The following is a 14,373-nucleotide window of genomic DNA, read 5'->3' on the forward strand; positions in this document are numbered from 1 at the left end:
GCCCGCCCGCGCCCCGGCCCCCCCGCCGCCCGCCCCCCCCCCGGCCCCCGGGCCGGTGCGGGCGCGCAGGCGGCGCAGCATGCGGGCGTCCTGGACGCCGCCCGCGCGGGCGGCCGTCTCGGTGGTCGCACCGTGGGCGATGAGGTGTTCCGCGCGCTCGACGCGCAGCTCCTGTTGGTAGCGCAGCGGGGTGCGGCCGGTGGCCTCGGTGAAGTGCCGGGTGAGGGTGCGTTCGCTGACACCGGAGGCGGCGGCGAGGTCGGTGAGGCCGAGCCGGGTGTCGAAGCGGGCGTCGATGAGGTCCTGGGCGCGGTGGACGGCGTCGACGAGGTGGCCGCGGTGCCGCAGCATCGCGCTGGCCTGCCGCTCGTCGCCGTTGCGCCGGGCGTAGACGACCATCTCGCGGGCGATCCGGGCGGCCGCCGCCGGGCCGTTCCGCACGGCCACGAGGTGCAGCGCGAGGTCGATGCCGCTGGCGATCCCGGCCGAGGTCACGACCCGGTCGTCGACGACGTAGAGCACGTCGCGCACGACGCTCGCCCGCCGGTAGCGCTGGGCGAGCTCCTCCTGGAGGTCGTGGTGGGTGGTGCACCGCCGGCCGTCCAGCAGCCCGGCGCGGCCGAGCGCGTCGGCGCCGGCGCACACGCTGGCCACCGTCCCGCCGGCGGCGTGGTGCGCGGCCAGCCGCTCCAGCGTGGCCGCGCTCAGCGCGCCGTTCTGCCGCAGCGTGACCGACCGCCAGCCGGGGACCACCAGGAGGTCCCCGGGTGACAGCTCCGGCCACGCGGTGGCGGCCCGCAGCGCGATGCCCTGCGCCGTGGGGACGTCCTCCTGCTCGGCCACGTACGCGCTCTCGTAGCCGAGGCCGTGGTCGGCCGCGGTGGAGAACACCTGGGCGGGCCCGGCGAGGTCCAGCAGGTGTACGTGGGGGACGAGCAGGAAGACGACTCGGGTCACGATCCGGTCAGCTCCTTGACGGTGGTGACGGTGGCGAAGCGGCCGGCCAGAGCGTACTCGGTGCGGGCGATGATGTCGTCCGTCGAGAGGGTGCGCGGGTCGGCGAGGACCTCGGCGAGGCTGCGCGCGGCGGGGGCGTCGCGGTGCTCGATGGGGTGGGTGGCGGTGGCGTCGGTGACGAAGACGACCTCGTAGCCGAGGTCGGCGGCGACCCGGGTGGTGGTCTCGCAGCACTGCTCGGTGCGGATGCCGCTGACGACGACGCCGCCGACGCCGTGCTGGGTGAGCACCTGCTGGAGGTTGGTCGTGGTGAACGCGTTGTGCGAGGTCTTGGTGACGACGGGCTCGCCCTCGGCGGGCGCCAGGCCGTCGATGAGGCGGACGAAGCCGCGGGCCGGGTCGAAGACCGTGCCGGTGCCGGGCTCGGAGTGCAGGACCCAGACGACGAGGTCGCCGCGGCCGCGGGCGTGCTCGACGAGCTCGTTGACCCGCTCGACGATCGCGGGGTTGGAAACGGCGGCCCAGTTCTCGCGCTGCCGGAAGGATTCCTGGACGTCGATGACGAGGAGTGCGTTCTTCATGCCTCGATCATGGCGCTCGGCGGGGGCCCGCGCGTAGACACCATCGGGCCCCGATGCGGAACGATCCGGTCATGCGCTACCGGGCTTCCGGGCGGGTCAGGCGCCAGAACAGGTCCTCGCCGGTCTCGGCCGGGGCGACGGGCTCGACGGGCAGGCGGCGGTGCTCGGTGAAGCCGAGCCGGGCCGGGATCGCGCCGCTGGCCAGGTTGGCCGGGTCGTGGCAGACCTCGACGTACTCGACGCCGGGCAGCCGGAACGCCTGCTCGACCAGGGCGCGCGTGGCCCGGGTGGCGATGCCGCGGCCGGTCGCGGCCGGGTGCAGCCAGTAGCCGATCTCGCGGCCCTCGTCGGGGGAGTCCTCGCGCCGGTACAGCGAGCAGGCGCCGACGATGGAGCCGTCCTGCACGATCGCGTAGGTGTGGTTGTCGTTCGCCCACTGCTCCTCGCGGCGGGCCAGGAAGTCGGTGGTGGACTCCAGGCTGTGCCCGGCCACCCACGGCATGAACGGGCGCAGGTGCTCCAGCGACTCCTCGATGACGCGGAAGAGCTCGGGGAGGTCGGCCTGGCCGCGGAAGGTGCGCAGCAGCAGGCCGTCGTTCAGGTCGATCACCGGTTCGGGCAGGCTCATCTCCGGAGGATGCCACGGCCCTCCCGGGCCGCGCACCCCGAATTCGGGCGGGTGCGGTCCGGGAGGGCCGTGGCGAGGGGTGGGACGCGTCAGCCGTGCGTCACGCACTTGTTGGCGCTGTTCGACCACAGGCCCTGGAGGTCGAAGGTGCCGGTGCTCAGCGTCACGTATGCGTCGAGCTGGACGCACGCGTCGCCGATCTCGCCGCCGCCGCCGTTCCAGCCGATGCTGGGCCAGAAGTCGGTGACGGTCTCCGCGTACTCGTGGGTCTCGGTGGACTCGATGCCCGAGAGCAGGCGGCCGTCGGTGAAGGTCGTGCAGGCGCCCGCGCCGTTGTCGGGGATGTACGGCAGGTTGGTGTAGGCGAGCTTGCCGTACGACGTGGAGGTGAAGTCGTGCCAGGCGCAGAAGCCGGAGTTGGGGAAGCCGTCCGGGTGCGTCTTGGTGGGGGAGAGCACGACGTACTGGGCGTTGAGGTTCGGCGCCTGGGTGGTGTTGCCGAAGTGCGCGGCGGCCTTGCCGGCCTCGGCGGCGATCTGCGCGGCCGTCGCGTTGGCCGGCGCGGCGGCGGACTTGTCGAACCAGACCCCGGCCAACGGCGAGGTGGTCGGGTGGTTGACGTGGACGCCCTTGGTGCCGCAGGTCACCGTGCCCTTGGGGACGCCCTCGCAGTACTGGTCGAGGATGGTGCCCCAGGTGTCCTTGGCGCCGTAGAGGCCCTTGAACATGTTCTGCATGTCGGTCGCGACCCCGGCCGGGTCGGACGACCACTGGGTGCCCCAGAAGACCAGGTAGACCTTCGGGGTGGGGGAGACCACGCCCTGGCTCGCGCTGGACCCGACCGACAGGGTGTCGGACGCGGCCGTGACCGCGCGCTGCGAGGCGGCCGCGGCGGGGTCGAGCGGCTTGAGGCCGAAGTGGGCGGCGGCGGTGGCGGGTTGCGCCGCCTGGGCGCCGGTGGCCAGCGAGGTGGTCCCGAAGGCCGCCAGGGCCAGCGCCGCGAGGGTGTGGGCGGCGGCCTTGAAGGTTGTGCGCATGCGTCTGCTCCCGGATGTGAGGGTGTGAGGGCGGGGCGAACTGCCTGCGTGCGGAAGGGTGTTCGGATGGAGCCCCGACACCTCACCAGTTCGGGCGGCGTCCGTCCAGACGTGCGGGAGCGGCGGCGCGAAGGCTTTGCCGTGCCTATGCCAAACTCTCGTGCGGTTCTAGCCGTCGGGCGGGTTTGGACGGCGCCCGGGCGGGCCGCCTGGGCCGGGCGGCCGGTGACGGACGGTCATCACCGGGCGGGGCAGCCGTCGTCCGGCCGTCCGGGGATCGTACGATCAAGCAATGTCTGACATCACGGAAACCACGCCGGGCTGGCTCGCGCCCGAGGAGCTCGAAACGACCCGGGCGCAGATGCCGATCCTGTACGTCGAGGCTGTGCCGGTGCGGGTCGACGAGTCCGGGGAGGTCACCCAGATCGGGCTGCTGCTGCGGATCGGGCCGGACGGGACGGTCAGCCGCACGCTGGTGTCCGGGCGCGTGCTGCACCACGAGCGGATCCGCGACGCGCTGCTGCGGCACCTGGAGAAGGACCTCGGGCCGGTGGCGCTGCCACGGATCCCGGCCTCGCTGCAGCCGTTCACCGTCGCCGAGTACTTCCCGACGCTCGGCATCACCGAGTTCCACGACCCCCGTCAGCACGCCGTGTCGCTCGCCTACGTCGTGCCCGTCTCCGGCGACTGCCGGCCGCGCCAGGACGCGCTCGACCTGGTCTGGTTCAGCCCGGCGGAGGCCGCCTCGCCGCTGGTGCAGCAGGACATGCCGGGTGGTCAGGGGGTCCTGCTCAAGCGGGCGCTGGCGCACGTCGGCTGCCTGAGCTGACGGCGGAAACGCTTCTTTCGGGGATTGAAGGCTTGTTGCCGGGTTCGTGAGGTCGGCGGAGCCGGCGCATCAGAACCAGACGCGGGGCAGGTCCTGCCAGTCGGACTCGACCGGCAGGACCAGCCCGGTCCGCTCCCGGACGTCGGCGGTGCGGTCGGCGCGGGCGCCCGGAGCGGCTACGTCGGCCTCGGCGTACCGCCGGTGGGCGTCCGGGTCGGCCCAGAGCGTCACGACGAGGTGGTGTTCGCGGTCGCGGAAGACGTCCGGGGCGACGCGGGCGACCACGCCCCCGAGCAGGCCGCCGGCCGCGGCCGACGCCGGATCCCAGGCCGAGCGCAGGGCGGCGAGGAAGTGCTCTTCGCGGCCGGGGTGGAGGCGGCAGTCGTCGACGCGCAGCACGGTGCCGCGCGTCAGGGCCTCGTGCAGGTCGGCGGCCTCCCCCGGGATGTCGAGGACGGTGGGGCCGGCCGCGTTCTCCAGCACCGCGTACCGCTGTTCCGGTGTCGGCTCGTCCTCGGCGGGTTCGCTCATGCGGAAGCGGGCGTAGCCCATTTGGTCGGCGTCGATGGCGGCGTTGCGCTCGTCCCTGAAGTCGAGGTATGCGGCCTCGTCGGCCCAGACGTCCAGCACGCACGCGCGCGGGCCGTCCGGCTCCCGGGCGCTGACCTGCCCGACCAGCCCCGGGTGGCCCGGGAGCGCCGTCCACTCGCTCCGCCCGCTCCGGTAGCGCTCCAGTGCCTCCGGCCGGACGTGGCAGTCCCTCCACTTGATCCACATGCGGACCATCATCGGCGGTCGCGCCCGGCCGGCGTCAAGCGGCCCGCGCCGGCCGGCTGTCCGAGCCGACGGCTCATCCGAGGCCGGGCAGGACCTGCCAGTCGGCTTCGAGCGGCAGGGCCAGCCCGGTCAGCGCGCGGACGTCCGCGGCGACGCCCGCGCGTGCGCGCAGGGCGGCCACGTCCCGCTCCGCGTAGCGCTGGTGGGCGTCCGCGCCCGTCCACAGCGTCGCGACGAGGTACCGGTCGTCCGCGAGGCGGGTGACGGCGCCGGCGAGCATGCCGCCGGCCGTCGCCATGGCCGGGTTCCAGACGCGTCGCTGGGCGTCGAGGAAGTGCTCGGCGCGGCCCGGGTGGAGGTGGCAGTCGGCGACGCGCAGGGCGGTGCCGCGGGCGAGCGCGTCGTCCAGGCCGGCGGCCTCCCCCGGGATGTCGAGGACGGAGGCGCCGGTCGTCACCGAGGTCACCTGCCAGCTCCCCGGCTCGGGTCCTTCCCCGTCGCGACGCCCGGACCGCTCGGCGGACGCCGCCGTGACGATCTCGTCGTGGCGCACCGCCATGAAGGCGGTGTAGGCCTCCTCGCCGGCCCAGACGCCGAGCACGTGCGCCCGCTCGCCGCCGGCCTCCCAGCCCCCGACCTGCCCGACCAGCCCCGGCTGGTCCGCGATGGCCGCCCATTCGCGCTGCGCGTCCGCGAAGTCTTCCCGTCCGCCGGGCAGCACGCGGCAGTTGATCCACTTGATCCACATGGGGCCATCATCGGTGGTCGGGCCGGACCGGTGCCAGCCTCCGGGGTTCCGGCCGACACGGAATCACGGTCCGTAGAAAGGACGTTGACAGAGCGTCCGGAAACGGGTTCAGTGCGTCCTCGGCAATCTGCGTGAGGAGTGGACGTGAGTGCGGTCGGTGCGGGGCCGGAGGCGCCGCGGCAGCAGCCGGTGGCGATGGCGTACGAACAGGTCGGGTTCAACGGGGCGTTCGCGGCCGCGCTGACCCGCGTGGTGGGCTCGATGCCCGCACTGTACGTGACACTGGCGATCGTCGGCGGATGGATGGCGCTCGCGACCTGGGGGCCGCTGCACACGCTCGACCCGTACCCGTTCGCGTTCCTGCTGTTCCTCGACAACGTCGTCCAACTGGTGCTCTGCCTGGTGATCCTGGTCGGCCAGCGGGTGCTCGGGATGGCGGCGGACCGGCGGGCGGTGCAGACCTACGAGAGCGCCGAGGCGATCTTCGAGCGGGTCGCCGACCTCCAGGCGCACCTGGACCGGCACGACCTCGCGCTCGGGCGCGGCGTCAGCCTGCTGGAGACCAGCCGCCACCCGTGGATCGAGCGCCACCGCGTGCAGCACCCGCCGCAGGCGATCGACCAGGCGACCACGGTCAACGGGCGGATCGCCGCGTGGCTGACCGGACGGCTGGGCAGCATGTGGGCGTTCTACGTCGCCGCGGGCACGCAGGTGGTGTGGATCGGGATGGCCGAGTCCGGCCTCCAGACCTTCGACCCGTACCCATTCGCGTTCATGAGCTTCCTGTCCACCCTCGCCCAGCTGGTGTTCATGATCGTCATCATGGTCGGACAGGACGTCATCGGCCGGGCCGGCGACCGCCGCGCCGAGCAGACGCTGCTGGACGCCGAGGCCGTCCTGCACGAGTGCCGCCGGATGAAGGCGCGCCTGGAGGCGCAGGACCGCGTCATCGACAGCCTCGCCGACTACACCAGCGCCCAGGTCACCAAGCACCTGGCGCGGGCCATCCACCAGAGCCGCCTGGAGGCCGCCGTCGAGGACGGCCGGGAGCCCGGCAGCGGGCCGGGGCTGCTGCCCTGGGACGAGCTGCCGGAGGAGCTCCGGCAGGCCAACCGCCGCCAGGCGCGGCGGCTCGGCGACCGGCTGGCCGCCGTCGGCTGCCTGATGGTGCCGACCTCCGAGCAGCCGCCGGGCGCCGACGGCCCGCCGCCCGTCGACTTCACCGAGGAGGAGGCGGAGGTCCTCGCCCGGCTGGAGCACGAGCACGGGCTGAGCGCGCCCGCCGTCCTCGGCCCGGGCGCGCTGCCGGGCCAGCGGGACGGCCGGGACGCCGAGCAGGTGCCGTGGGCGGAGCTGTCCCCGAACGCCCGCGCGCGGACGGTCGCTTCGGTGCGCCGCCTGCCCGCCGTGCTCGCCGACGTCGGCTTCCAGGTGCTGCGCACCGGCCACGGCGCCGACGGGCCGGGCGAGCCGGACTTCACGCCCGAGGAGTGGGCGACGCTGGGCCGGTCCCTGATGGCCGCCGGCGTGCTGGTGGCGCTCGCCGAGGGCGTCGCCGACGCGGAGGAGATCATCGCGCTGGTCAAGCTGCTGCGCGAGGCCGGCGTGACCCACCCGCGCCGCTTCGTGCGGGAGCTGGCCGCGTCGTCGACCTTCGACACCGGGCTCCAGCCCGCGACGCGCTACGCCGACTACGAGCGGCCCGCGCTGGCGGTGATCCGCGAGGCGACGCGGATCGTCGCGAGGGTCGCCCCCGACGAGGTCGACGGGTTCCGGGAGTTCCTGCTGGAGATCGCCACGGTCGTCGCCGACGCCAACAACGAGGGCGGCTTCTTCGGCCTCGGCGCCCGGCCCCGGGTGCCCACCGAACTGCGGGCGATGGAGGCCGTGCGCACGGCCACCGAACTCGACCGGCCCGAACCGGCGGTGTCGCTGGTGCGGCGGAAGCGGAAGTCGTAGGGCCTGTCTCAGGGCAGCGTCGGCACCTTGACCTGGTTGAACGCGTAGTAGACGGCCAGCAGTCCGTGGACGGCGAGGGCCGCGGGTGCGGACAGGAACGCCAGGCCGACGGTGAGCGGGTAGACGACCATGCCCACCTCGAACCGCCACCGGGCGGCCCGGGCCGCCGCGATGTCGACCCGCGCGTCGAAGCAGTGGCCGGTGCGCGTCGCGTGGTTCCAGAACAGTGAGAACAGCACGGCGTGCCCGACCATCACCCCGCCGTACACCGCCGCGGCGACGTTCGCGGCCGAGCCGTTGCGCAGGTTCTGCGCGACCAGCGCGGTCGGGAACGGCAGCGCCGAGACCAGCATGAGCAGGAGCAGGTTGACGAACACCAGCGTGCGGTCCACCCGGGCCAGGTGCACGAACAGCGTGTGGTGGTTGACCCAGATGACCCCGATCACCAGGAAGCTCACCGCGTACGCGAAGTAGGACGGCCACTGCGCGCCGAGCGCCCGCCACAGCTCGGCCGCGCCGTGGCCCTGCGGGACCTTGATCTCCAGGATCAGCAGCGTGATCGCGATCGCGAACACCCCGTCGCTGAACGCCTCGACCCGGCCCGTGTCCGTCGTCGCCACCGGCCGCGCCGGCTCCACCGTCTCCACCGGGCGAGGATCCCAGCCGGGCGCGGGCACCCGGCGGCGCAACGCCGTGGCGCCGGGTGCGATGCGGCGGCCTGATTTACCAGCTCTCCATACTTTTCGGGTGGCGGTGGTCACGGTGAGTCACATCTGATAGAGATCGCACACCCGACCACGGTGCGTGCGCCTGACCGCCCCCGCACCACAGGAGGACGAGCCATGCACCTGGAGATCACCCCGATCGACGCGTTGCGCCGTGCGGCCGCCCGCCCCCTCGGCGGCCCCGCCCTGCACTACGAGGAATCCGCGGTCGGCTACCCGGAACTGCTGGACCGCGCGGGCCGCCTCGCCGAGGTGCTCGCCGCGGGCGGGGTGACGGCCGGGCGGCGGGTCGCCTACCTGGGGCTCAACAGCCCGACGCTGCTCACCACCTACCTGGCCTGCGGCTGGCTGGGCGCCGCCTTCGTCCCGGTGGACCACCGGCTCGGCGCGGCGGAGACCAGAGAGGTGCTGCGCGACTGCGGGGCGCACACCGTCGTCGCCGAGCCGGGGCGCGCGCCACTGGTCGGCCCTGCGCCGGGTACGCGCCTGCTGCTCATCGACGACGACCCTGCCGCGCCCCTGACGGACGTACCCGGTCCGCACTGGACGCCGCTCGCCGCCGCGCTCGCCGCCGCCACGCAGCCGCCGCGCGAACCGGTGCCCCTGGACGCCGACGACCTCGCCGTCCTGCTCCACACCGCGGGCACCACGGGCCGCCCGAAGGCCGTCAGGATCACCCACGGCAACCTCTGGTGGAGCGGTGCCAACGTCGACGCGGCGATGGTCACGCGCGAGGAGGACGTCAACCTGGTCGTCACCCCGCTGTCCCACGTCGGCGGGCTCGCCTGCTTCACCCTGCGCAGCCTCGGCCACGGCGGCACCACCGTCGTCCGGCGCCGCTTCGACCCGCAGCGGACCCTGTGCGACCTCGTCGAGCTGAGGGTCAACACGTTCTTCGCCGCCCCCTCGATGTACGCGGCGCTCGCCCGCCTGCCCGGCTTCGCCGCCGCCGACCTGTCCGCGCTGCGCTGCGCCGTCGTGGCGGGCGCCCCGGTGCCCGCGCGGCTGGTCCTCGACTACGCGGCGCGCGGGGTGATGCTGCAACAGGCGTGGGGGCTCACGGAGACGGCGTCCTTCGCCTCCTACCTGCCGCCGGAGCTCACCGTCGCGAAGGCGGGCTCGGCGGGCCGGCCGATGCCGTTCACCCGGCTGCGGATCGTCGACCCGGACTCGGGCGCGGACGTGTCCGGGCCGGACGAGCCCGGCGAGGTGTGGGTGAGCGGGAAGCACGTCTCGCCGGGCTACTGGCTCGGCGAGGAGGCCCTGCGGGACGACGACGGCTGGTTCCGCACCGGGGACCTCGGCCGGCTGGACGCCGACGGCTGCCTGTACCTGGTCGACCGGCTGGCGAACGCGCTCGTCCGGGACGGCGGGACGGTCCACCCGGCCGAGGTCGAGCGCGCGCTCACCGGCTGCCCCGGCCTGCGGGAGCTCGCCGCCGTCGGCGCGCCGCACGACGGGCAGGGCGCGGCCGTCGCCCTGGTGGCCGTCGCGGAGCCGGGGAGCGCCCCGACGCTCGACGCGGTGCGGGAGTTCGGCGCCGGGCGCCTCGCACCGCACGCGCTCCCGGTGCGGCTGCACCTCGTCGACGCGATCCCGCGCAACGGCGCCGGGACGGCGGACCCGACCGCCCTGCGGTTGCTGCTGGCGGCCGCGCCCCGGACCGTCCCGCGGCGGGCGGCTCGGGACGGCCTCCTGGAGCAGGTGCCGCAAGCGCCCCGGGTGGAAGGCGAGTCGGCCGGCTTCGCCCCGCTCGTGGTGTCCGCGCGGACGCCGGGGGCGCTGGCGGCGCAGGCCGGGCGGCTGGCCGATGCGCTGGACGGCGGCGTGCGCCCGCAGGACGCGGCGCTCTCGCTCCTCGCGGGGCGGGCCCTGTTCGAGCACCGGGCCGTCGTGGCGACGGCCGACTCGGACGCCGTCCGCGCGGCCCTGCGGGCGCTGGCCGAGGGCGGCGCGGCGCCCGGTCTCGTCGCCGGTGCCGCGCCACCGGGCCGCCGGGACGACGGCGTGGTCTTCGTCTTCCCCGGCCAGGGCAGCCAATGGGCGGGCATGGGGCGGGAGTTGTGGCACGACGAGCCGGTGTTCGCGGAGCGGATGGCGCAGTGCGGGCGGGCGCTGGCCCCGCACGTGGACTGGTCGCTCGTGGACGTCGTGCACGGTGTCGGCGGCGCACCGCCGGTGGAGCGCGTGGACATCGCCCAGCCGGTGACGTTCGCGGTGATGGTCTCGCTCGCGGCCCTGTGGGAGGCGTACGGGGTCCGCCCCGCGGCCGTGCTGGGCCACTCGCAGGGCGAGATCGCGGCGGCCTGCGTCGCGGGCGCGCTGTCCCTGGAGGACGCCGCCCGGACGGTCGCGCTGCGCAGCCGCGCCATCGGCGACCGGCTGGCCGGCCGGGGCGGCATGGTGTCGGTGCCGCTGCCCGAGGGCCGGGTGCGGGACTGGATCCGCGCGTGCGGGGACGGCGTCGAGGTCGGCGCGGTCAACGGGCCGGAGCGCACGGTGGTGGGCGGGGAGAGCTCGGCGCTCGGCGCCTTCCACGCCGAGCTGGTGGGGCGCGGCATCGACGTGCGGATGGTCCCGGTCGACTACGCGTCGCACACCGCGCAGGTGGTCGGGGTCGAGCGCGACATCGCCGAACTCCTGGGCGATGTGAGGGCGTTGACGCCGGCAGTGCCGTGGTTCTCGACCGTCGACGGGGCGTGGGTGGCCGGCCCGGTCGACGCCGGGTACTGGTACCGCAACCTGCGCGAACCGGTGCTGCTCGACCCGGCCGTGCGGGCGCTGGCGGCCCAGGGGTTCACCGGCTTCGTGGAGGTCAGCGCGCACCCGGTGATGACGACGGCGATCGGGGCGACGCTGGCCGACGCGGGCGTGGCCGCCGGAGCGTCCGTGGTGTGCGGCACGCTGGCGCGCGGCGAGGGCGGCCGGGAACGGTTCGCCCGCTCGCTCGCGGAGGCGTTCGTCCGGGGCGCCCCGGTGGACTGGACGCCGATGCTCCCGCCCGGCGCGCGCCGGGTCGACCTGCCGACGTACCCGTTCCGGCGGCGGCAGCGGTGCCGGCCGGCGGAGTCCGTCGAGTAGCGTGCCCGCCGGGCTTCACTCTCGCCGGGCTTCACTGTCGCCGGGCTTCACTTGCGTGGGCAGGGCCTCGTCGTGGCGCCCGTCCGGCCGTCGACCAGCCGCAGGTGGTCGTGCTCGCCGCAGTCGTCGAGCAGGAGCACCCGGTCGCCGAGCGGGACGGGCGGTGTGGCCCGCGAGCCGCGCCGCCAGAGCACCCGGCCGCCCCGGACGGCGACGACGGCCCACGCCGCGCGGTGGATCAGCAGCGCGTAGAGGCATCCGGGTGCCGGGACGAGGTGGGCGTAGAAGTTCCGGCGCTCGCGCCGCGGGACCTTCAGCGGCCAGCGGAGCCCCGTGAGCCACCGGTCCCCGCCGAGGCCGCCGAGCCGGGCCGAGACGATCCGCTCCCCGCGGATCGCGGCCGGGTCGTCGTGCGTCCCGTCCAGCCGGACGGTCGTGTAGAGCCTGCCGGCTACCTCGACGACCTGCGGGTCCGAGAGGTGCAGGGGCCGCCGCAGGGAGAAGAAGGTCCGCACCCGTCCCTGTCCGATCCCTCCGACCTCTCCGATCTCTCCGAGTGGCCGGAGGTGTGCCACCCGGCGGTCGTCGACCCGGGCCCAGGCCGCCGAGGGCACCTCGCCGTCCGTCCCGGCGCCGCGCCAGCGAGTGGAGGGGTACCCCGTGGTGAGGGAGCCGAGTGCGGTGCCGGTGGCGGGGTCGAACCACTGCACGGTGTCCCTGCGCGGGTGCGCGGTGAAGACGACCGGCCCGGGCAGGTGATCGGCGGCGACGAGGTGCAGGCGGGCCGGGTAGCGGTTCATGGTGGTGCGCCACAGCTGTTTGCCGCTGCGGGCGTCGTAGGCGCGGGTGTAGTGGCGTCGTTGGGTCCCGACGGTGACGATCACCCGGCCCTGTGTCAGCAGGACGCTCCCGAAGTCCACGTAGTCGTGCCGCCACAGGCGGCGGCCGTCCACGAGGTCGACGGCGGTGACGTGGCGCGGCGCGTCGGGGTGGCTCTGCCAGAGGACGAGCGTGCGGCCGTCCGCGAGGTAGCCGGAGAGCGGGGCGGCGTCCCGGATCCAGGCGAGCGCGCCGTCGGTGCGGCGGAGGCAGGTGAGGCCGATCGGATCGGTGCCGTGCGGGCTCGGATTGCGGCTCGGCACGACGACGTGCTGCCCGGCCGTGGTGAAGGCCGTCGCGAGCCGGAGCCCGGTCCCGCCGAGCGGGTGCGGGCTCCGCCAGAGCATCCCGCCGTCGCGGGCGTCGAACGCGGTCATCCGCCCGTCGAACGGGACGAGCACCTGCCCGTCGGCGACGGCGATCGGGCCGAGGCTGTCCTTGGGCGCGGTGACGGTCCACAGCCCTGACGCCGCGTCGTGGTCGACGGACAGCGGGACGGCATCGTTGATCATCGGCTTTCCCCCGAAACGCCTCGAACCCGACGAAGAACCTGACGGTCAAGTATCGGCCCGGTCGTCCACCCAGTCGTCGGTGCCCCCCAGTCGTGCGGTCGGTTCGAGCCCGGGGTCGTCGGATTCGGCGGCCCAGCGGTCGTGGGTCGCGTCCGGCAGCGGCCCGAGCCGGGCGTGCCAGGAGGGCCGGTAGCGGATGGTGAAGACCGGTTCGCCGGGCTGCTCGACGGTGATCCGGTGGTGCAGCAGGCCGCCGCGGTGCCGGACGGCGGCGTCGGGCCGCACGACCACCTGCCGGTCGCCGACGGTGAGCACCCGGCGGCCGTCGTCGGCCGTGCGGAGCTCGGCGCGCAGGCGGCCGAGCCGGCCGGACCATTCGGGTGCGGGCACGGCTCAGCCGCCGTTGTAGTCGGTGGCCGCGAGGACGGTGAGGCGGGTGCGGTCGGGGGAGAGGGTCGCGAGGCCGAGGTCCCACAGGTCGCAGTTGAACCAGTCCGTCCAGGCCCGGAAGCCGTACCAGGCGCAGGTGGCGACCCGCCGTTCGACCTCGGCGGGCGTCGCGTCGCCGGGGGCGCCGGCCAGGGCGGCCAGGGACCGCCAGGCGGCGAGCCGGCCGTGTGCGCCGTACCACCACTCGTCCTCGCGGCCGCCGCCGGTGGAGGCCGCGGCGAAGAGCTGGCGCCACGCCTCGGCGGGGGTGGTCGCGACGACGGCGAGGTTCCTGGCGCCGGTCAGGCCGTCGAGGCAGTCCAGCGGGAGCGAGGCCAGCATCGGGTGGAGGGCGTCGGCGTCGACGGGGGCGTCGGTGACGTGGATCCCGGCCTCGACCCGGCCGTTGTGGCGCCCGTCCCAGCGGTCGACGGCGGTGGTCAGGGCGAAGTCGAGGTCGTTGGCGCGCACCGCCGGGACGGGCGCGGGGTCGTTCGGCAGCTCGCGCCCCTCGGGCAGGCCGTACCCGATGCCGCCCCCTCCGCCGCCCAGCCAGTAGCGGGTCAGCTGCGGCGTGCCCTCCAGCGGGGAGAGCGACCAGGGCAGCCAGGCGAGCGGATGGCTCTGCCAGAACGGTGAGTTCGCCGCCCACTCGACGGCCTCCGGCGGGGGCGTGGAGCGGCGGAGCACCAGCTCGTGGACGAGGCAGGCCCGCAGCTCGTCGGGGGTGTCCCCGTACGCGGCCTCGCCCGGAGCGAAGACCTGGGCGAGGTCGCGCGGGGACTGGTTGGCGGCGAGCACGGCGGCGGCCCTGCGCTCGGGCCGCTTGGTGGGCGACAGGTCGGCGAAGCCCAGCCGAAGGGCGTGGGCGATGGCGTCGCGCCGGTGGGTGGTGGCGAGCCTCCACAGGAGCAGGGAGAAGAGGTAGTGGTGCTCGGTGCCCTTCGCACGCGCGCCGTAGCGCGCGTGGACCGCCGCGGTGAGCTCCGCGACGAAGTCCGCGTCGCCGCGCCGGAGGTGCTCGTCGGCGAGGTCGAGGACGCCCCCGATGATGACGCTGCCGGCGAGGCCGTCGACCAGCTGTTCGATCGTGTTCCGCACGCGGGCGAGCGTACCGCCCCGGTGGGAGCGGTCAGGTGACTCCTCCCCCGGCTGAAGCCGGGGGCTTCTCGCTAACCCTGGCGGGCGTTGCGACGGACAAGCCCTGCCCGTAGAACGTTGGTGGCTCCCA

The 14,373-nt window shown here is 75.0% G+C and carries 13 protein-coding genes; 3 read left to right on the forward strand and 10 right to left on the reverse strand.

Translation table 11 applies throughout. The annotated features are described in order from the left end of the window. The 4 genes from ACFV4G_RS40275 to ACFV4G_RS40290 all read right to left on the reverse strand — a co-directional run. The coding region (locus tag ACFV4G_RS40275) for a GlxA family transcriptional regulator (RefSeq protein ID WP_380448028.1) at nucleotides 1–957 on the reverse strand (957 nt) is incomplete at its 3' end. Then, nucleotides 954–1,538 carry a cysteine hydrolase family protein gene (locus tag ACFV4G_RS40280; protein WP_380448030.1) on the reverse strand — a complete coding sequence of 195 codons (585 nt, stop codon included), beginning with the start codon at nucleotides 1,536–1,538 and terminating at the stop codon, nucleotides 954–956. The genes ACFV4G_RS40280 and ACFV4G_RS40275, both read right to left, overlap by 4 nt. Before the next feature lie 76 nt (nucleotides 1,539–1,614). Beyond that, nucleotides 1,615–2,166, reverse strand: a complete 552-nt coding sequence (locus tag ACFV4G_RS40285) for a GNAT family N-acetyltransferase (protein ID WP_380448032.1) — start codon at nucleotides 2,164–2,166, stop codon at nucleotides 1,615–1,617. Nucleotides 2,167–2,255: 89 nt separating this feature from the next. Further along, nucleotides 2,256–3,203, reverse strand: coding sequence for a hypothetical protein (locus tag ACFV4G_RS40290; RefSeq protein WP_380448034.1), 948 nt, complete (start codon nucleotides 3,201–3,203; stop codon nucleotides 2,256–2,258). A gap of 292 nt (nucleotides 3,204–3,495) precedes the next feature. Between ACFV4G_RS40290 and ACFV4G_RS40295 the strand changes: the two genes are divergently transcribed. After that, entirely contained in the window at nucleotides 3,496–4,032 is a 537-nt protein-coding gene (locus tag ACFV4G_RS40295) for an NUDIX hydrolase family protein (protein WP_380448036.1), read from the forward strand. Between the two features lie 69 nt (nucleotides 4,033–4,101). On the opposite strand, the gene ACFV4G_RS40300 is transcribed toward ACFV4G_RS40295, so the two are convergent. After that, nucleotides 4,102–4,809 carry a DUF4937 domain-containing protein gene (locus ACFV4G_RS40300; RefSeq protein ID WP_380448038.1) on the reverse strand — a complete coding sequence of 236 codons (708 nt, stop codon included), beginning with the start codon at nucleotides 4,807–4,809 and terminating at the stop codon, nucleotides 4,102–4,104. 73 nt (nucleotides 4,810–4,882) lie between these two features. After that, the gene (locus ACFV4G_RS40305; protein ID WP_380448039.1) at nucleotides 4,883–5,557 is read right to left on the reverse strand and encodes a DUF4937 domain-containing protein; all 675 of its coding nucleotides are present in this window, start codon (nucleotides 5,555–5,557) and stop codon (nucleotides 4,883–4,885) included. 144 nt (nucleotides 5,558–5,701) lie between these two features. Between ACFV4G_RS40305 and ACFV4G_RS40310 the strand changes: the two genes are divergently transcribed. Continuing rightward, entirely contained in the window at nucleotides 5,702–7,516 is a 1,815-nt protein-coding gene (locus ACFV4G_RS40310) for a DUF1003 domain-containing protein (protein WP_380448041.1), read from the forward strand. 8 nt (nucleotides 7,517–7,524) lie between these two features. Here ACFV4G_RS40310 and ACFV4G_RS40315 read toward each other — a convergent pair whose 3' ends face one another. Beyond that, complete coding sequence (locus tag ACFV4G_RS40315) at nucleotides 7,525–8,163, reverse strand: TMEM175 family protein (protein WP_380448043.1); 639 nt, start codon at nucleotides 8,161–8,163, stop codon at nucleotides 7,525–7,527. A gap of 195 nt (nucleotides 8,164–8,358) precedes the next feature. Here ACFV4G_RS40315 and ACFV4G_RS40320 point away from each other — a divergent pair, with 195 nt between their 5' ends. Then, nucleotides 8,359–11,322 (forward strand): acyltransferase domain-containing protein, encoded by a 2,964-nt coding sequence (locus ACFV4G_RS40320; RefSeq protein ID WP_380448045.1) that lies wholly within the window; start codon nucleotides 8,359–8,361, stop codon nucleotides 11,320–11,322. Nucleotides 11,323–11,369: 47 nt separating this feature from the next. On the opposite strand, the gene ACFV4G_RS40325 is transcribed toward ACFV4G_RS40320, so the two are convergent. From ACFV4G_RS40325 to ACFV4G_RS40335, 3 genes are read right to left on the reverse strand one after another with little or no spacing between them, the layout of a single operon-like run. Next, nucleotides 11,370–12,713, reverse strand: coding sequence for a PQQ-binding-like beta-propeller repeat protein (locus ACFV4G_RS40325; protein WP_380448047.1), 1,344 nt, complete (start codon nucleotides 12,711–12,713; stop codon nucleotides 11,370–11,372). Nucleotides 12,714–12,758: 45 nt separating this feature from the next. Next, nucleotides 12,759–13,103 carry a hypothetical protein gene (locus tag ACFV4G_RS40330; protein ID WP_380448049.1) on the reverse strand — a complete coding sequence of 115 codons (345 nt, stop codon included), beginning with the start codon at nucleotides 13,101–13,103 and terminating at the stop codon, nucleotides 12,759–12,761. A gap of 3 nt (nucleotides 13,104–13,106) precedes the next feature. Continuing rightward, entirely contained in the window at nucleotides 13,107–14,243 is a 1,137-nt protein-coding gene (locus tag ACFV4G_RS40335; RefSeq protein ID WP_380448051.1) for a DUF6183 family protein, read from the reverse strand. Nucleotides 14,244–14,373 lie beyond the last annotated feature (130 nt).

Source organism: Kitasatospora sp. NPDC059747 (assembly GCF_042732955.1).
In the GTDB taxonomy this organism is placed as follows: Bacteria; Actinomycetota; Actinomycetes; order Streptomycetales; family Streptomycetaceae; genus Kitasatospora.